Below are 16,065 nucleotides of genomic sequence, written 5' to 3'. Positions count from 1 at the left end.
CAGGGTGATCGCGGGCGGCGAGGCGAGGTGCACCGAGCAAGCCGCAGCGCGTTCCGACTACCCGCCCCGCTCCTTCCTGAGCTTGGCCCAATAGTCCAGCCGCTTGCGGATCTCGCGCTCGAAGCCGCGTTCGGGCGGATCGTAGAAGTGCTGGCGTCCCAGGGCTTCGGGGAAGTAGTCCTGGCCGGAGAAGGCGTCCGGCGCGTCGTGGTCGTACTGATAGCCGGTGCCGTAGCCCTCGCTCTGCATCAGCTTGGTCGGGGCATTCAGGATGTGCTTCGGCGGCAGCAGCGAGCCGCCCTCTTTCGCCACGCGTTTGGCGGCGCCGAAGGCCTTGTAGGCGGCGTTGGATTTCGGCGCGGTCGCGACATAGATCACGGCCTGCGCGATCGCGAGTTCGCCCTCGGGCGAGCCGAGGAAATCATAAGCGTCCTTGGCGGCGTTGGCGATGACCAGCGCCTGGGGATCGGCGAGGCCGATGTCCTCGACCGCCATGCGCACGATGCGGCGGGCCAGAAACAGCGGATCCTCGCCGGCATCGAGCATGCGCGCAAAATAGTACAGCGCGGCGTCGGGGTCGGAGCCGCGCACCGATTTGTGCATCGCCGAGATGAGATTGTAGTGGCCATCGGCCGATTTGTCGTAGATCGGCGCGCGGCGCTGCAGGATGTCCTGCAATTGCACCGCGTTGAAGATCTCGTTCTTGCGCGCCGAGCGCCAGACTTCTTCCGCCAGCGTCAGCGCGGCGCGGCCGTCGCCATCGGCCATGCGGATCAGCACCGCGCGCGCCTCGTCATCGAGCGGCAGATTGCGGCCTTCGACGGCTTCGGCGTTGCTGTAGAGCCGCTCGATCGCAGCCGCATCCAGCGAGTGGAACACCAGCACGCGCGAGCGCGACAGCAAAGCGGCGTTGAGCTCGAATGAGGGATTTTCCGTCGTCGCGCCGACCAGCACGACGGTGCCGTCCTCCATCACCGGGAGGAAGGAATCCTGTTGCGCCCGATTGAAGCGATGCACCTCGTCGACGAACAGAAGCGTGCCCTGCCCGGTCTCGCGCCGGGCGCGCGCGGCATCGAACACCTTCTTCAGATCGGCGACGCCGGAGAACACCGCCGAGATCTGCTCGAAATGCAACTCGGTGGCGTCGGCCAACAGCCGCGCCACCGTGGTCTTGCCGGTACCCGGCGGGCCCCAGAAGATCAGGGAGCCGAGCGTGCGCGTCTCCAGCATCCGCGTCAGCGCGCCGTCGGGGCCGAGGATGTGATCCTGGCCGACGACGTCGGAGAGCTTGTGCGGCCGCAGCCGCTCCGGGAGCGGCCGCGGCGCATCGTGCTCCATCCCCGCCGCGGCGAAGAGGCTCGGGCCTCCCTGCTGGGGACGCTTCGGGCTCATCCGCCGAGCGTGACGTTGATCTGCTGGCCGCCGCGCAGCACGGTGATGCGCCAGATCCGGGCCTGCTCGCGCGACGCCTTGTCGAGATCGGCGGTCTTGGCAATCTTCTGGTTGTTGACGGCCATGATCACATCGCCCTTCTGGAAACCGACATTGGCCGCCGTGGTGCCATCGCCCGGCTCGAGCACGACGACGCCTTCGGTGTCGGCGTCGAGATGCAGTTCGTCGGCCACCGCGGGCGAGATGTTGGCCACCTTGGCGCCCTGGAACGGCGAGCGGCCGTTGATGACCATCTCGTTGCGCCCGGTGTCAGGCGCCGTCTCCAGCGCCACCGCGACCTTCACCGGCTTGCCACTCCGCTGCACCTCGATCTGCGCGTTGCCGCCGAGCGGGCGGGTCGCGAACCGATAGTCGAAGGCGTTGGGGTCATCGACGGTCTGGCCGTCGATCGACACGATCAGGTCCGACGATTTGATGCCCGCTTTCGCCGCCGGGCTGTTCGGAACGACGGAGGCGACCAGCGCGCCGGTCGGCGAGCGCAGGCCGAGGCTCTCGGCGATCTCGGGCGTCACCGCCTGCAGCCGCGCGCCGAGCCACGGACGCTTCACCGCCTTGCCGCCACTCTTGGCCGAAGCCACGACGACGCGCACCATGTTGGCGGGAATCGCGAAGCCGATGCCCTGCGAGCCGCCGGACTTGGAATAGATCGCGGTGTTGATACCGACCAGACGTCCGGTCATGTCGACCAGCGCGCCACCGGAATTGCCGGGATTGATCGCGGCATCGGTCTGGATGAAGAACTGATAGTCAGTGATGCCGACCTGGGTGCGCGCCAGCGCCGAGACGATGCCGTGCGTGACGGTCTGGCCGACCCCGAACGGATTGCCGATCGCCAGCACGACGTCGCCGACCAGGAGGTCATCGGAATTGGCGAGGTCGAGCGTCGGGAACGTCTCGCGCGTGCCTTTGAGCCTCAGCACGGCAAGGTCGGTGCGGCTGTCCTTCAGCACGATCTCGGCCTCGAACTCGCGCTTATCCGACAGCGAAACCTTCACCTCATCGGCGCCCTCGATGACGTGCACGTTGGTGACCACCAGGCCCGACGCATCGACCATCACGCCCGAGCCAAGCGAGCGCTGCATCTGCTCCTGCGGCCCGCCCTGCAGGCCGAAGAAGCGGCGGAAGACCGGATCGTCGAGGAACGGATTCCGGTTCTGCACCACCTTAGCGGCGTAGACGTTGACGACCGCCGGCTGCACGCGCTGCACGATCGGCGCATAGGACAGCCGCAGCTCGGCCGGGGATTGCGGCACCCGCCGCTCCTGGGCCGCGAGCGGAGTGGCGGCCAGCAGCGACAGCAGCAGGACCACGGTGGAGCGAATCAACGTCATGCGAACAATCCTGGAAAATGACGCCATGGATATAGGCGGAACGGCAGGTCGGGCCAAGCTCAGGCGGCCTGATGCGGCGTTTTGATGGTGTCTGCAACGGGGCCGCAGGACAGCCGTTCCTGGTGGCGCTCGCCCCAGCTGCGCAGGACATCGATCACCGGCCGGAGGCTCTGGCCGATCTCCGACAGGCTGTAATCCACCCGCGGCGGCACCTCGGCATAGACCTTGCGGATGACCAGCCCGTCATCCTCCAGCGCGCGCAGCTGCTTGGTCAGCATGCGCTGGGTGATGCCGGGCATCAGCCGCCTGAGCTCGCCGAAGCGCTGGCTGCCGCCCTGCAGGTGGTAGAGGATCACGCCCTTCCACTTGCCGTCGATCAGGTCGAGCGTGGCTTCGACCGCGCAGCCCGGGCGGCGGGCGAAATTCTTCCGTTTCATCGGCTTTCGGTCCAATAGTATCCAAACGGGGACTAGTTCCCTGTTTTTACAGTACTTGCGAATATGACGCCAGCAGGACAAGTAGGCCCTATTCGGAAGGCCAGCCAGGAGGTTTGTCATGAAGGCCGTCGGTTACCAGCAGTCGTTGCCCATCACCGAGGAGCGCGCGCTGTTCGATTTCGAGACCACCAAGCCCGAGCCGAAAGGACGCGACATCCGCGTCGCGGTGAAGGCGGTGTCGGTCAATCCGGTCGACACCAAGGTGCGCAAGCGCGCCGCGCCGCCGGCGGGCGAAACGAAGATCCTGGGCTATGACGCCGCCGGCGTGGTCGAGGCGGTCGGCCCCGAGGTGACACTGTTCAAGGCCGGCGACGAGGTGTTCTATGCCGGCTCGATCCTGCGCCAGGGCACCAATGCCGAATTCCATCTCGTCGATGAGCGCATCGTCGGCCGCAAGCCGAAGAGCCTGTCCTTCGCCGAAGCCGCCGCCCTCCCCCTGACGTCGATCACCGCCTGGGAGCTGCTGTTCGACCGGCTCGGCGCCGTGCCCGGCAAGAGCCTCGACGATCGCACCTTGCTGATCACGGGTGCGGCTGGCGGCGTCGGCTCGATCCTGATTCAGCTGGCGCGTCGTCTCACCGGGCTCACGGTGCTCGCCACCGCGACGCGGCCGGAATCGCGCGACTGGTGCCTGTCACTCGGCGCCCATGCCGTCGTCGATCACGGCAAGCCGATGAAGGAGCAGATCGAGGCGCTGAAGCTGCCGCCGGTCGGCCTCGTCGCCAGCCTGACCCACAGCGATCAGCACTACAAGGCCATCATCGAGTTCATGGCGCCGCAGAGCAAGTTCGGCCTGATCGACGATCCCGCCGAGTTCTCGATCGCCCCCTTCAAGGGCAAGGCGATCTCGATCCATTGGGAATCGATGTTCACGCGCTCGATGTTCACCACGCCTGACATCATCGCCCAGCACAATCTGCTCAACGATGTCGCCGACCTGATCGACAAAAGCGTGATCCGCACCACGCTCGGCGATCACTACGGCACCATCAACGCGGCCAACCTCAAGCGCGCGCATGCCTTGATCGAGAGCACCACATCCCGCGGCAAGATCGTGCTCGAGGGATGGGGCTGATAACCGTCTCTCGCAAGTGGACAAAGGCGCAGCCGCGGTCTCTCTACGTCCGGGATCGCGGCGCGCCGTGCTCCCCCCGTGCCGATGCGCGTACCGGCGCATAGGGGGCACGCTGCCGCGAGCTGGCGAAGGTCAGCCGGCGGCAGCCACCGGCCGCGGCTCGCGCGTGCTCGCCTTGTTGGCTTCAGCCTTGGCCACGAAGCCCTTGGCGAGCGCGTGGTAGAGCCCCTCCTCGCAGACCAGCTTCGAGGTCCCATAGGCAATCAGCGAGGCCATCATCAGCGGCACCACCATCGCGTGATTGTCGGTCATCTCCGTGACGATGACGAAGGCGGTGATCGGCGCCTGCACTACGCCCGCGAAATACGCGACCATGCCGAGCAGCATGATCGGCGCCAATGGCGTCTCATGAAACAGGCTTGCGATGTTGGCGCCGATGCCGGCCCCGACCGCGAGCGACGGCGCGAAAATGCCGCCGGGCATGCCGCTGATCGCGGCGAAGGTGGTGGCGAGGAACTTGAGCACGCTGAAATTCTGCGGCAGTGGCGTGCCGGTCTCCAGCGCCGCCTTCACCTGCGCATAGCCGGTCCCGTAGATCGTGTCGCCCGAGGCGAGACCGCACAGCGCGACCGCTAATCCGCAGGCCAGCGCGAACAGCAGCGGCTGCCGCCTGATGGCGCCGCCGACGGCGCCCGGCAGCCCTTGGGCCATTGTGATCAGGATCCGGCTGAACAGTCCGCCGGAGGCGCCGCCGATGATGCCGCAAAGCGGCACTGCCAGCCAATCGGTGCCCTTGCCGAGCGCAATCGGCGTCGTGCCGAAATAGGCGTAGTTGCCCATCAGCGCGAGCGAGGTCAGACCGGCGGCGATGACGGTGGCGATGACGAGGCTGGAGGTGCGCGTCTCGTAGGTGCGGCTCATCTCCTCGATGCCGAACACGATGCCGGCGAGCGGCGTGTTGAAGGCGGCGGCGACGCCAGCTGCGGCGCCGGCCAGGATCAATCCGGGCTGGCGCCGTGGTGACAGCCGGCCCAGCGCAAACATGATCGAGGCGCCGATCTGCACTGTCGGCCCTTCGCGGCCGACCGAGCCGCCGCACAACAGGCCGAGCAAGGTCAGCACGATCTTGCCGATGGCGATGCGGATCGACACCAGCGGACTCCGCGAACGCGGATCCGTCAGGTGACGCGCGGCGATCGCCTGCGGGATGCCGCTGCCCTGGGCGTTGGGGAAGTAGCGCTGGGTCAGATAGACCGACAGCGCGAAGCCGGCCGGCGTGACGATCAGCGACGCATAGCGCGACGTCGACAACAGCCAGTTGAAGGCAAGCTGGGCCTGATCGGCGAGCACCGCCAGCGTCACCGCCGCCGCGCCCACGACCAGCCCGCCGGCAACGAACAGGACCCGCCGCTGCCACCTCGCCGAGGTCAGCTTCAGCCAACGCTTGCGGCGGGGTGTGATTGTCAGCATCGGGGCGCCAGTCCGGTCTTTACGCAGGTGCAACACCCTCGACGAAAATCAGCCGGCGGTCCAGCGCGTTCCAGCGCTCGTTCAAGGCTTCGGCATATTCGGCCGATGCATACCATTCGCGCAGCCGGGCCATCGACGGGAACTCGACGATGATGAGGGTCTTGGCCGGCGGCCCGCCTTCGACCGTGTCGGCCGGCCCGCCGCGCACCAGGTAGCGCCCGCCATAGAGCGCGATCGAGCGCGCCGCACAGTTGCGGTAGCGCTCCATGGAATCGAGGTCGCGCACCTCGACCTCGGAGATGACGTAAGCGGCCATGGCCCGGCCTCAGGCGATGGTGTCGATGATCCCGCCCTCGACGCGCAGCGCGGCTCCATTGGTGGCGGAGGCCTGTGGAGAGGCGACGTAGACAACCATGTTGGCGACCTCGTCGACCGCAGCAAAGCGCTGTAACAGCGAGCCCGGCCGTTGCTGCTTGACGAAGGACGACGCGGCCTCCTGCTCCGACTGGCGGTTCTGGCGGGCCAGATCCTTGACGAAGGTCTCGACGCCTTCCGACAGCGTCGGGCCCGGCAGCACCGCATTGACGGTGACCCCGGTGCCGCGCGTCAGCTTGGCGAGGCCGCGCGAGATGGCCAGCTGAGCGGTCTTGGTCATGCCGTAATGGATCATCTCGGTCGGGATGTTGAGCGCCGATTCCGAAGAGATGAAGACGATGCGTCCCCAATTGCGCTTCAGCATGCCCTGCAGATAGGCGCGCGACATGCGCACGCCGGACATGACATTGATCTCGAAGAAACGGTCCCAATCCTCGTCGTCGATCTCGAAAAAGTCTTTCGCCTCGAAGATCCCGGCATTGTTGACGAGAATGTCGACCTCGGGAAGCGCTCTGACCACGGCGTTACCGCCGTCGATCTGAGCGACATCGCCGGCGATACCGCGCAGCCTGGCTGCAGGAACTGCCTGCTGCAGACGGGTGAGAGCGGCGTCGACACGGTCCTGGGCGCGACCGTTGAGCACGACCTCGGCACCCGAGGCGGCCAATCCCTTGGCGATGGCAAAGCCGATGCCCGCGGTCGATCCGGTGACGAGAGCAGTCTTGCCGGAAAGGTCGATGTTCATGCGAGGGCTCCTTCGTGAGATCCTGGACAGCTCGGCAACGCACGCGGCGGCGGCAAGCTGCCATCACTCAGGCGTGACCGTGACGGCCGCGAGCGGTCGCCTGCCGGCCGCTCGTCATTGCGCCGCACAACCGTTGAGATGTAAAGCTCAAACAATCGCCTATCCAACTGATTAATTTGAAAAATTCGCGCATTCCGGCGGTCGATCCGTCACGAAAGGTTCAAGACGAAAGAGGTAATTACGTAGTCGCGCTGGTGGAGAGGCACTCATGCACGCAGCCTTGCGTGGGATGTCCCCGCCCCGCCGGCCTCGACCGACCTGACAGGAACACAGTAACCGATGTTTGCGCCCATGACCGCCCTCCGCGCCTTGCTTTCGCGGCGGCTGCGTCCACGCCTTGCCACTCAGATCGCAACCTTCGGCACGGCCGGCGTGGTCGTGATCGGCACACTCTGCCTCGGCGGGCTCGATCATGCCGCGCGGGTCCAGCACATCTCCGATGAGGGCATGCGGTTCCGCATGGACATTGCCGTGCTCTCGCAAGGCTTCCTCGAGACGCAACGGCTGGCAACCCGTTTCCTGCGCAGCCACGACGAACGCCTCATCACCCAGCACGCCGATCGCGTCGCGCAGGAGCTGCAGGTGCTCGACGCCGTCGAAGCCTATGCCGCGACCGCGGCGGGTGACGATCCGATCAGGCAGGTCGGGTCGCTGCGCACCGGCATCAACCTCTATGCCACGCGGTTTCAGAACATCGTCGGCGCGCAGCGCGTGCTCGGTCTGCGCGAGGGCGACGGGCTGCAGGGCAGATTGCGCGACGCCGCCCGCGGCTTCGAGAGCGCGGTCACGGCAGCCGGCGAGCCCAGCCTCACGCTGCTGATGCAGGCCATGCGCCGGCTGGAGCACGAGTTCATGCTCCGCGGCGAGGAGAGGATCGGCGACCGGTTCGACGGGACCGAGAGCAGCTTCGAGACGGCGCTCGGCGGCGCGGCGCTGGCAGCTCCGGCCCGATCGGAGCTGTTGTCGCTGGCACGCGCCTACAAACAGGCGTTTGCCGGCGTCGCGGTGTCGCGTCAGGCGCTGGACGAGCAGGTCGAGGACCTTGAGCAGATCTTCGATCGCATCCACCCTGCCCTGGTCCAGGCGGCAGCCGCCGCCCAGTTGCGCGGCGAGGCGGCCGAACGCAGGGCTGCCGAGGTGCGGCGGATGCTGAGCTGGATCACAGGCGCCACCGCGATCGCGCTGGCGCTGGCCGCGGTGCTGTTCGGACGCCGCGTGGCGCGGCTGATCCGAGGCATGAGCACGGCCATGCACGAGCTGTCGGCCGGCAGGTTCGACGTCGTGCTCCCCGGCCTGGGGCGCAAGGATGAGATCGGCGAAATGGCGCAGGCCGTCGAAACCTTCAAGCTCACCGCCAGGCGCCGTGCCGAGGCCGAGCTCGAAAGCCGCCGCGAGGAGGATCGCCGCGCCGCCGAACGCCATCGCGTCGAGCTGGCGCGGCTCGCCGAGTCGTTCGAGGCCACGGCCGGCCACGTCATCATGTCGGTGTCGTCGGCGTCGCAGGAGCTCACCCAGTCGGCGCATGGCCTGACCAAGACCGCCCACCATACCCAAGCGCTGTCGGCGGCAGTAGCCGCAGCCTCCCAGGAAGCCTCGCTGAACGTGCAGCGGGTCGCGGCCGCGACCGACGAGATGATGGCATCGGCTGCGGAGATCGGACGGCAGGTCGACATCTCCGCAGGCATCGCCCGCGACGCCGTCGATCAGGCCAGGCAGACCGACGAACGGATGGCGCTGCTGGCAGCCGCGGCCGACCGCATCGGCAGCGTCATCCAGCTGATCGCCACGATCGCGCAGCAGACCAATCTGCTGGCGCTGAATGCAACCATCGAGGCGGCGCGGGCGGGCGAATCCGGCGCTGGCTTCGCCGTCGTCGCCCAGGAGGTCAAGACGCTCGCCAAGCAGACCGCCGACGCCACCGAGGACATCCGTGAGCAGATCGCCGGCATCCAGACCGCGACGCGGGAATCCGTCGGTGCGATTGGCGCGATCGTCGCCATCATCGGCCGCATCTCTGATATCGCCTCGGGGGTCGCAACCGCCATCGAAGGCCAGGGCCACGCCACGCGTGACATCGCCCGCAACATCCAAAGCGCGTCCGAGCGCACCGCCCAGGTCGCGCACAGCATCGGCGAGGTGACGAACGGCGCCTCCATCACCGGGGTGGCCTCGTCCCAGGTCCTCAATGCCGCCCGGCTGCTGACCGATGGCAATGACCGCCTGCGCCAGGAGCTCGACGATTTCGTCCGCACCATCCGCGCGGGATGAGTGCGCACGCCTGGATCATGGTGCGTTTCCACGGAGGCGCATCATGAACTTTCCTGTCCGTCTGAGCGTGATCTTTTCCGGGCGACCGGACTTTGAAACACAATTGACACCCGAAACGAAAAACGGCGCCCGAAGGCGCCGCTCTGTAACCATGTCTCGGTTGCTCGCTTATGCGGCTTCCGAGGTTTCCTGCACCGGGCCGGAATCCTGGCCCTTGGCATCGACGTCGCGATCGACGAACTCGATCACGGCCATTGCCGCGTTGTCGCCGTAGCGGAAGCCGGCCTTGATGATGCGGGTGTAGCCGCCATTGCGGTCCTTGTAGCGGGGCGCCAGCACGTCGAACAGCTTCTTGACCTGGTCGACGTCGCGCATCTCGGAGATCGCCTGGCGGCGCAGGGCGAGACCGCCCTTCTTGCCGAGCGTGACCAGCTTCTCGACGATCGGCCGGAGTTCCTTGGCCTTCGGCAGCGTGGTGACGATCTGCTCGTGCTTGATCAGCGCAGCGCACATGTTGGCGAACATCGCCTTGCGATGCTCGGCGGTGCGGTTGAGCTTCCGATGAACCTTGCCGTGACGCATTGTCTTAGTCCTTCATTTCAATCTGCCGCGACGGTTCGTCGGACATTTGCTCAGGTGGGCTGCCTGCGTTCGCCCAGAGCGGCGAGTAGCGAATGGCGAGTTGCGAATGGTGTCATCCCATTCGCCAGATCCCCTATTCGCTATTCGCCACTCCCTATTCGCTCAGTAATGATCCTCGAAGCGCTTGGCCAGCTCGTCGATATTCTCCGGCGGCCAACCAGGCACTTCCATGCCGAGATGCAGACCCATCTGGGCCAGCACTTCCTTGATCTCGTTCAGCGACTTGCGGCCGAAGTTGGGGGTGCGCAGCATCTCCGCTTCCGACTTCTGCACGAGGTCGCCGATATAGACGATGTTGTCGTTCTTCAGGCAGTTCGCCGAACGCACCGACAGCTCGAGCTCGTCCACCTTCTTGAGGAAGGCCGGGTTGAAGGCGAGATCCGGAATGATCTCTTGGGCGACTTCCTTGCGCGGCTCTTCGAAGTTGACGAAGACGTTGAGCTGGTCCTGCAGGATGCGGGCTGCGTAGGCCACCGCGTCCTCCGGCGAGATCGCGCCGTTGGTCTCGATCGTCATGGTCAGCTTGTCGTAGTCGAGGATCTGGCCCTCGCGGGTGTTCTCGACCTTGTATGAGACCTTGCGGACCGGCGAGAACAGGCTGTCGATCGGGATGAGGCCGATCGGCGCGTCCTCGGGACGGTTGCGCTCGGCCGGCACATATCCCTTGCCGGTGGCGACCGTGAACTCCATGCGGATCTCGGCGCCCTCGTCCAGGGTGCAGAGCTGCAGGTCGGGATTGAGCACGACGATGTCGCCGACGGTCTGGATATCGCCGGCGGTCACGGCGCCCGGGCCCTGCTTCTTCACGACCATCCGCTTCGGGCCTTCGCCCTGCATCTTGATCGAGATATCCTTGATGTTCAGCACGATATCGGTGACGTCCTCACGGACGCCCGCGATCGAGGAGAACTCGTGCAGCACGCCATCGATGTGCACCGACTGCACCGCGGCGCCCTGCAGCGACGACAGCAGGATGCGGCGGAGCGCATTGCCGAGCGTCTGGCCGAAACCGCGCTCCAGCGGCTCGGCAACCACGGTGGCGAAACGGGTCGCGTCGGAGCCCGGCGTGACCTGGAGCTTGTTCGGCCGAATCAATTCTTGCCAATTCTTCTGGATCGTCACTGTTTCACCCATGGGCCAGTCCGTCGGGTGCGGCTGACTGGCGTTGGAGAACCGCGCATCGGATCGCGGCAATCGAAATGGTTCAAAAGCAAGACGAGGCGGACATGCTGCCCGCCTCCTTCAGATCAGACGCGACGACGCTTGCGCGGACGGCAACCATTGTGCGGGATCGTCGTCACGTCGCGGATCGAGGTGACGGTGAAGCCCGCGGCCTGCAGCGCGCGCAGCGCCGATTCACGTCCGGAGCCCGGACCGGCCACCTCGACCTCGAGGGTGCGCATGCCGTGCTCCTGGGCCTTCTTGGACACGTCCTCCGCCGCGACCTGCGCCGCATAAGGGGTCGACTTGCGCGATCCCTTGAAGCCCATCGTGCCAGCCGACGACCAGGCGATGGTGTTGCCCTGCGCATCGGTGATGGTGATGGTGGTGTTGTTGAACGACGAATTCACATGGGCGACGCCGGAGGCGATGTTCTTGCGCTCACGACGGCGGACACGTGCGGCTTCCTTGGCCATATAAGTACCTTTCTTGAGATCTCAACGCCGCCGTAATGCCAGCGGCTACACCGAAGATGCGAATGGTGAATAGCGAGTAGCGAATAGGGATCGCCCCCTATTCGCCACCCGCTACTCGCAATTCACCAGATTACTTCTTCTTGCCGGCGATCGCCTTGGCAGGACCCTTGCGCGTGCGCGCATTGGTGTGGGTGCGCTGGCCGCGGACCGGCAGGCCACGGCGATGACGCAGGCCACGGTAGCAGCCGAGGTCCATCAGCCGCTTGATGTTGATGCCGGTCTCGCGCCGCAGGTCGCCCTCGACCACATAGTCACGGTCGATGATTTCACGGATCTGCAGGACTTCCTGGTCGCTCAGCTGGTTGACACGGCGATCCTCGGCGATCTTGACCTTTTCGATGATCTCGCTCGCGATCTTCGGGCCAATGCCATGGATGTACTGGAGCGCGATCAGGACGCGCTTGTTGGTCGGGATGTTGACACCGGCAATACGGGCCACGGACTTCTCTCCTGTCGCCGATCCCAGGACGGACCGGCCTTCATTCTCGCTATCTCGGGCAGGTGTCCGCAAACGCGAACAAGACGCCCACCCCTCGATTCGTGGGGCCCGGCATCTTTCGAAAACTATCCGACTTGGATGCGGGCTTATTAATGGATTCACACGGCGGTCGTCAACCGCTCCTAGAAGATTCGGTCACCTCGTTGCGCGCTTTTTTGCGGCTTTCGCCGAGGTTTTTCGGGCCCCCTTGGTGGCCTTGGCTGCTGATCTGCTCGCCTTGGCGGCGGGCTTGCGCGCCTTGGCTGTAGCCCTGCCCCCCTTTTGGGCGGCCTTGGCCGGCGCTTTCCTGGCGGCCTTTTTCACGGACTTGGCAGCCTTTTTGGCGGTTTTGCCGGCCTTTTTGACCGCGGCTGCCGATTTCGCGGCTGTCTTGGCCGATTTCTTGGCCGCTTTCGCGGGGGCCTTGGCGCTGCGCTTGGCGGGGCTGGCCTTCTTGGCCGCCCGACTCGTACCGCCCTTCCCGACCGCAGCCAGGATCCGGCCGATCTCCTCGGTGACCTGCTCGATCGGCATCATGCCGTCGACCGTCGCGAGCATCCGGTGGTCGGAATAATAGTGGATCAGGGGTTCGGTCTGGTCGCGATAGCTGGCCAGCCGCTTGGTCAGGACCTCCGGCGTATCGTCGGCGCGCACCGGCTCGCCCCGCGCACGGGTTTCAGCCGCCCGGCGCTCGACTCGCTCGAGCAGCACACCCTCATTGACCTTGAGTTCGATGACCGCATCCAGCGTCATCTGCTTCTGCTTCAACAGCGCGTCCAGCGCCTCGGCCTGCGGAACCGTGCGCGGAAAGCCGTCGAGGATGAAGCCGTTGGCGGCATCGGGCTGCTCGATCCGGTCGGCGATGATACCGACCACGACCTCGTCCGGCACCAGACCGCCGGCGGCCATGATGTCCTTGGCCTTCAGCCCGATCGGGGTCTGCGCCGCAACGGCTGCACGCAGCATGTCGCCGGTCGACAGCTGCACGATGCCATATTGCTGCACCAGGCGCTGCGCCTGCGTTCCCTTGCCCGAGCCGGGCGGTCCCAGAAGAATGAGTCTCATTGAATGTCCGCCCCCCGGCACACGGTGAGCGATCCTCCCGCGCACCTTGTTCTTGGCTTTTGGCTCCCGGGCCGCGATCCGCCGCTAGCCGCGGCGGCGCCCCCGCAATTTCGACTTCCTGATCAACCCTTCATACTGATGGGCGAGCAGATAACCCTGAACCTGCGCCACGGTATCCATCGTAACGCTGACCACGATCAGAAGCGAAGTGCCACCAAAGTAGAACGGGACGGAAGCGTAGGAAATCAGAATTTCAGGGATCAGACACACGATCGCCAGATAGATGGCGCCGAGCACGGTGATCCGGGACAGCACGTAATCGATATATTCCGCGGTGCGCTCGCCCGGCCGGATGCCCGGGATGAAGCCGCCATGCTTCTTCAGATTGTCCGCTGTCTCGGTCGGGTTGAACACGATGGCGGTGTAGAAGAAGGCGAAGAACAGGATCAGCGCCAGATACAGCACCAGGAACAGCGGCCGGCCGTGGCCGAGCTGGGTGGTGATCCACTGGAACCATTCCGGGCCCTTGCCGGCGTTGAAATTGGCGACGGTGGTCGGCAGCAGCAGCAGCGACGAGGCGAAGATCGGCGGAATCACGCCCGAGGTGTTCAGCTTCAGCGGCAGATGCGAGGACTGGCCCTCGAACATCTTGTTGCCGACCTGGCGCTTCGGATACTGGATCAGGAGCCGGCGTTGAGCGCGCTCCATGAACACGATGAAGGCGATCACGGCGACCGCCATCACGATGACGATCAGGATCAGGCCGGTCGACAGCGCGCCCTGGCGTCCCAGCTCAAGCATGTTGGCGAGCGCCGAGGGCAGCTCCGCCACGATGCCGGACAGGATGATCAGCGAGATGCCGTTGCCGATGCCGCGGGAGGTGATCTGCTCGCCCAGCCACATCAGGAACATGGTGCCGCCGGTCAGGGTGATCGCGGTGGACAGGCGGAAGAACAGGCCGGGATCGGCGACCACATTGCCGGCGCCTTCGAGGCCGACCGCAATACCGTAGGACTGCACGGCGGCCAGGATCACCGTGAGGTAGCGGGTGTATTGGTTCAGCATCTTGCGGCCCGCCTCGCCCTCTTTCTTGAGGGCTTCGAGCTGCGGCGAGACCGTGGTCAGGAGCTGGATGATGATCGATGCCGAGATGTACGGCATGATGTTCAGCGCGAAGATCGCCATGCGGTGAATGCCGCCGCCGGCGAACATGTTGAACATGCCCAGGATGCCGCCAGCCTGGGTACGGAACACCGAATCCCAGATGTTCGGATCGATGCCGGGCAGCGGGATGTAGGTGCCGAGGCGGTAGACCAGCAGCGCGCCGAGGGTGAACCAGATGCGCTTCTTGAGCTCATCGGCCTTCGCAAACGCGCCGAAATTGAGGTTTGCCGCCAGTTGTTCCGCTGCTGAGGCCATATCTGACTTTCTCCCGCCGCCCTTTTGACCACATCAGCCCCGCGAGGGCTCGCGGGGCTTGGGCAGACGTTCGGATATTATCTGGTGCGCCGACGCATTCTGTCCATCGCCCTGCCCCGCCAGGCTGACGCCTGCGGCGGGACGATGACGCAGAAGTTACGCCGCTTCGCCTTCGTCCTTGGCTGGCGCCAGGAGCTTGACGGTGCCGCCGGCCTTCTCGACCGCCGCAATCGCCGACTTCGAGGCGCCGTGCACCTCGATGTTGACCTTAGCGGTGATCTCGCCGCGGCCGAGCAGACGCACGCCGTCCTTGGCGCGACGCAGCGCGCCCGACTTCACCAGCGCCTCGGCGTTGATCACGCTGCCGGCATCCAGCTTCTTGGCATCGATCGCCTGCTGGATCCGGTCAAGATTGATCTCGACGAAATCGAGCGCGAAGATGTTGTTGAAGCCGCGCTTCGGCAGACGGCGATGCATCGGCATCTGACCACCCTCGAAGCCCTTGATGCGCACGCCGGAACGTGCGGTCTGGCCCTTGCCGCCACGGCCGGAGGTCTTGCCCTTGCCGGAGCCGATGCCACGGCCGACGCGCATGCGCTTCTTGCGCGCACCGGCATTGTCGGCGATATCGCTGAGCTTCATCGCCCTTCTCCTTACTTCTCGTCGACGATGCGGACGAGATGATGAACCTTGGTGATCATACCGCGGACCGCCGGCGTATCAGGCAGTTCGGTCACGCGGCCGATCTTGTTGAGCTTCAACCCGATCAGCGTCTCGCGCTGCGAGTGATGCCGGCGGATCGGGCTGCCGATCTGCTCGATCTTGATCGTCTTGGCGTCAGCCATTGTCCTCACTCCGAGATGCGCCAGCCAGAGGCGGCGCGCGTTCGTTAGTCGGCAGCTGCTTCGGCATCGCCACCGACGCGGCGGGCCTGCAGGGTCGACACCTTGATGTTGCGGCGCGCGGCGACCGAGCGCGGGCTATCCTGGTGCTTCAGCGCGTTGAAGGTCGCGCGCACCATGTTGTACGGGTTGGATGACCCGATCGACTTCGCCACCACGTCCTGGATGCCCAGGGTCTCGAACACGGCGCGCATCGGGCCGCCGGCGATGATGCCGGTACCGGCCGGCGCTGCACGCAGATAGACGCGACCCGCACCGTGACGTCCGAAGATGTCGTGGTGCAGGGTCCGGCCCTCGCGCAGCGCGACGCGGGTCAGGTTGCGCTTGGCGGAGTCGGTCGCCTTGCGGATCGCCTCCGGAACCTCGCGCGCCTTGCCGTGGCCGAAGCCGACCCGGCCCTTCTGATCGCCGATCACGACGAGCGCCGCAAAGCCGAAGCGCTTACCGCCCTTCACGACCTTCGCGACTCGGTTGATGTGGACGAGCTTGTCGACGAACTCGCTGTCGCGCTCCTCACGCTCCTTGCGATCGCGACCGCCTCGTTCCCGTTCACCTGCCATGGTGCTATCCAATCTTCTGAGGGGCTCTG

17 protein-coding genes are annotated in these 16,065 nt (G+C 65.7%); 2 read left to right on the top strand and 15 right to left on the bottom strand.

Going from position 1 to position 16,065, the window contains the following annotated elements; all coding sequences use genetic code 11:
• Window positions 1-57 precede the first annotated feature (57 nt).
• Genes ACVIJ6_RS25945 through ACVIJ6_RS25935 form a run of 3 tightly spaced genes read right to left on the bottom strand, consistent with a single transcriptional unit; the run spans window position 58 to window position 3,220 of the window.
• Entirely contained in the window at window positions 58-1,392 is a 1,335-nt protein-coding gene (locus tag ACVIJ6_RS25945; protein ID WP_456775017.1) for a replication-associated recombination protein A, read from the bottom strand.
• Window positions 1,389-2,783 carry a DegQ family serine endoprotease gene (locus ACVIJ6_RS25940; RefSeq protein WP_456775016.1) on the bottom strand — a complete coding sequence of 465 codons (1,395 nt, stop codon included), beginning with the start codon at window positions 2,781-2,783 and terminating at the stop codon, window positions 1,389-1,391. The genes ACVIJ6_RS25945 and ACVIJ6_RS25940 overlap by 4 nt, the downstream gene beginning before the upstream one ends.
• Window positions 2,784-2,842: 59 nt before the next feature.
• The gene (locus ACVIJ6_RS25935; RefSeq protein WP_456775015.1) at window positions 2,843-3,220 is read right to left on the bottom strand and encodes a winged helix-turn-helix transcriptional regulator; all 378 of its coding nucleotides are present in this window, start codon (window positions 3,218-3,220) and stop codon (window positions 2,843-2,845) included.
• Between the two features lie 118 nt (window positions 3,221-3,338).
• On the opposite strand from ACVIJ6_RS25935, the gene ACVIJ6_RS25930 reads away from it, so the two are divergent.
• Window positions 3,339-4,355: a zinc-binding alcohol dehydrogenase family protein gene (locus ACVIJ6_RS25930; RefSeq protein WP_456775014.1), complete on the top strand. Its 1,017-nt coding sequence runs from the start codon at window positions 3,339-3,341 to the stop codon at window positions 4,353-4,355.
• A gap of 132 nt (window positions 4,356-4,487) precedes the next feature.
• On the opposite strand, the gene ACVIJ6_RS25925 is transcribed toward ACVIJ6_RS25930, so the two are convergent.
• From ACVIJ6_RS25925 to ACVIJ6_RS25915, 3 genes are read right to left on the bottom strand one after another with little or no spacing between them, the layout of a single operon-like run.
• The gene (locus ACVIJ6_RS25925) at window positions 4,488-5,825 is read right to left on the bottom strand and encodes a chloride channel protein (protein WP_456775013.1); all 1,338 of its coding nucleotides are present in this window, start codon (window positions 5,823-5,825) and stop codon (window positions 4,488-4,490) included.
• A 19-nt stretch (window positions 5,826-5,844) separates the two neighbouring features.
• Window positions 5,845-6,141 (bottom strand): DUF1330 domain-containing protein, encoded by a 297-nt coding sequence (locus tag ACVIJ6_RS25920; RefSeq protein WP_456775012.1) that lies wholly within the window; start codon window positions 6,139-6,141, stop codon window positions 5,845-5,847.
• Between the two features lie 9 nt (window positions 6,142-6,150).
• A complete protein-coding gene (locus tag ACVIJ6_RS25915; protein WP_456775011.1) occupies window positions 6,151-6,945 on the bottom strand; it encodes an SDR family NAD(P)-dependent oxidoreductase in 795 nt (264 codons plus the stop codon).
• Between the two features lie 351 nt (window positions 6,946-7,296).
• Between ACVIJ6_RS25915 and ACVIJ6_RS25910 the strand changes: the two genes are divergently transcribed.
• On the top strand, window positions 7,297-9,273 hold the full coding sequence (locus tag ACVIJ6_RS25910; RefSeq protein ID WP_456775010.1) for a methyl-accepting chemotaxis protein: 1,977 nt from the start codon (window positions 7,297-7,299) through the stop codon (window positions 9,271-9,273).
• 168 nt (window positions 9,274-9,441) lie between these two features.
• Here ACVIJ6_RS25910 and rplQ read toward each other — a convergent pair whose 3' ends face one another.
• The 9 genes from rplQ to rpsE form a co-directional block, all read right to left on the bottom strand.
• Entirely contained in the window at window positions 9,442-9,855 is a 414-nt protein-coding gene (gene rplQ, locus ACVIJ6_RS25905; protein ID WP_284423139.1) for a 50S ribosomal protein L17, read from the bottom strand.
• 162 nt (window positions 9,856-10,017) lie between these two features.
• On the bottom strand, window positions 10,018-11,049 hold the full coding sequence (locus ACVIJ6_RS25900) for a DNA-directed RNA polymerase subunit alpha (RefSeq protein ID WP_011926060.1): 1,032 nt from the start codon (window positions 11,047-11,049) through the stop codon (window positions 10,018-10,020).
• A 113-nt stretch (window positions 11,050-11,162) separates the two neighbouring features.
• Window positions 11,163-11,552 (bottom strand): 30S ribosomal protein S11, encoded by a 390-nt coding sequence (rpsK, locus tag ACVIJ6_RS25895; protein ID WP_006611861.1) that lies wholly within the window; start codon window positions 11,550-11,552, stop codon window positions 11,163-11,165.
• A 130-nt stretch (window positions 11,553-11,682) separates the two neighbouring features.
• Window positions 11,683-12,051, bottom strand: a complete 369-nt coding sequence (gene rpsM / locus ACVIJ6_RS25890) for a 30S ribosomal protein S13 (RefSeq protein WP_012045030.1) — start codon at window positions 12,049-12,051, stop codon at window positions 11,683-11,685.
• A 195-nt stretch (window positions 12,052-12,246) separates the two neighbouring features.
• Complete coding sequence (locus ACVIJ6_RS25885; RefSeq protein WP_456775009.1) at window positions 12,247-13,155, bottom strand: adenylate kinase; 909 nt, start codon at window positions 13,153-13,155, stop codon at window positions 12,247-12,249.
• Window positions 13,156-13,239: 84 nt separating this feature from the next.
• Window positions 13,240-14,574 (bottom strand): preprotein translocase subunit SecY, encoded by a 1,335-nt coding sequence (secY, locus tag ACVIJ6_RS25880; RefSeq protein WP_012045032.1) that lies wholly within the window; start codon window positions 14,572-14,574, stop codon window positions 13,240-13,242.
• A gap of 156 nt (window positions 14,575-14,730) precedes the next feature.
• Complete coding sequence (gene rplO, locus ACVIJ6_RS25875; RefSeq protein WP_012045033.1) at window positions 14,731-15,216, bottom strand: 50S ribosomal protein L15; 486 nt, start codon at window positions 15,214-15,216, stop codon at window positions 14,731-14,733.
• 11 nt (window positions 15,217-15,227) lie between these two features.
• Window positions 15,228-15,419: a 50S ribosomal protein L30 gene (gene rpmD / locus ACVIJ6_RS25870; RefSeq protein ID WP_012045034.1), complete on the bottom strand. Its 192-nt coding sequence runs from the start codon at window positions 15,417-15,419 to the stop codon at window positions 15,228-15,230.
• Between the two features lie 44 nt (window positions 15,420-15,463).
• Window positions 15,464-16,036, bottom strand: coding sequence for a 30S ribosomal protein S5 (gene rpsE / locus ACVIJ6_RS25865; RefSeq protein ID WP_006611855.1), 573 nt, complete (start codon window positions 16,034-16,036; stop codon window positions 15,464-15,466).
• Between the last annotated feature and the right edge of the window lie 29 nt (window positions 16,037-16,065).

Source organism: Bradyrhizobium sp. USDA 4369 (assembly GCF_054056435.1).
Note: the sequence above shows the minus strand (reverse complement) of the source record. Positions and strands in the feature narration are given on the sequence as shown.

What these genes read in the sequence shown, in the direction of transcription:
- ACVIJ6_RS25945 (WP_456775017.1), bottom strand. Translation starts at nt 1,392, where the DNA reads ATGAGCCCGAAGCGTCCCCAGCAGGGAGGCCCGAGCCTCTTCGCCGCG.
- ACVIJ6_RS25940 (WP_456775016.1), bottom strand. Translation starts at nt 2,783, where the DNA reads ATGACGTTGATTCGCTCCACCGTGGTCCTGCTGCTGTCGCTGCTGGCC.
- ACVIJ6_RS25935 (WP_456775015.1), bottom strand. Translation starts at nt 3,220, where the DNA reads ATGAAACGGAAGAATTTCGCCCGCCGCCCGGGCTGCGCGGTCGAAGCC.
- ACVIJ6_RS25930 (WP_456775014.1), top strand. Translation starts at nt 3,339, where the DNA reads ATGAAGGCCGTCGGTTACCAGCAGTCGTTGCCCATCACCGAGGAGCGC.
- ACVIJ6_RS25925 (WP_456775013.1), bottom strand. Translation starts at nt 5,825, where the DNA reads ATGCTGACAATCACACCCCGCCGCAAGCGTTGGCTGAAGCTGACCTCG.
- ACVIJ6_RS25920 (WP_456775012.1), bottom strand. Translation starts at nt 6,141, where the DNA reads ATGGCCGCTTACGTCATCTCCGAGGTCGAGGTGCGCGACCTCGATTCC.
- ACVIJ6_RS25915 (WP_456775011.1), bottom strand. Translation starts at nt 6,945, where the DNA reads ATGAACATCGACCTTTCCGGCAAGACTGCTCTCGTCACCGGATCGACC.
- ACVIJ6_RS25910 (WP_456775010.1), top strand. Translation starts at nt 7,297, where the DNA reads ATGACCGCCCTCCGCGCCTTGCTTTCGCGGCGGCTGCGTCCACGCCTT.
- rplQ (WP_284423139.1), bottom strand. Translation starts at nt 9,855, where the DNA reads ATGCGTCACGGCAAGGTTCATCGGAAGCTCAACCGCACCGCCGAGCAT.
- ACVIJ6_RS25900 (WP_011926060.1), bottom strand. Translation starts at nt 11,049, where the DNA reads ATGGGTGAAACAGTGACGATCCAGAAGAATTGGCAAGAATTGATTCGG.
- rpsK (WP_006611861.1), bottom strand. Translation starts at nt 11,552, where the DNA reads ATGGCCAAGGAAGCCGCACGTGTCCGCCGTCGTGAGCGCAAGAACATC.
- ACVIJ6_RS25885 (WP_456775009.1), bottom strand. Translation starts at nt 13,155, where the DNA reads ATGAGACTCATTCTTCTGGGACCGCCCGGCTCGGGCAAGGGAACGCAG.
- secY (WP_012045032.1), bottom strand. Translation starts at nt 14,574, where the DNA reads ATGGCCTCAGCAGCGGAACAACTGGCGGCAAACCTCAATTTCGGCGCG.
- rplO (WP_012045033.1), bottom strand. Translation starts at nt 15,216, where the DNA reads ATGAAGCTCAGCGATATCGCCGACAATGCCGGTGCGCGCAAGAAGCGC.
- rpmD (WP_012045034.1), bottom strand. Translation starts at nt 15,419, where the DNA reads ATGGCTGACGCCAAGACGATCAAGATCGAGCAGATCGGCAGCCCGATC.
- rpsE (WP_006611855.1), bottom strand. Translation starts at nt 16,036, where the DNA reads ATGGCAGGTGAACGGGAACGAGGCGGTCGCGATCGCAAGGAGCGTGAG.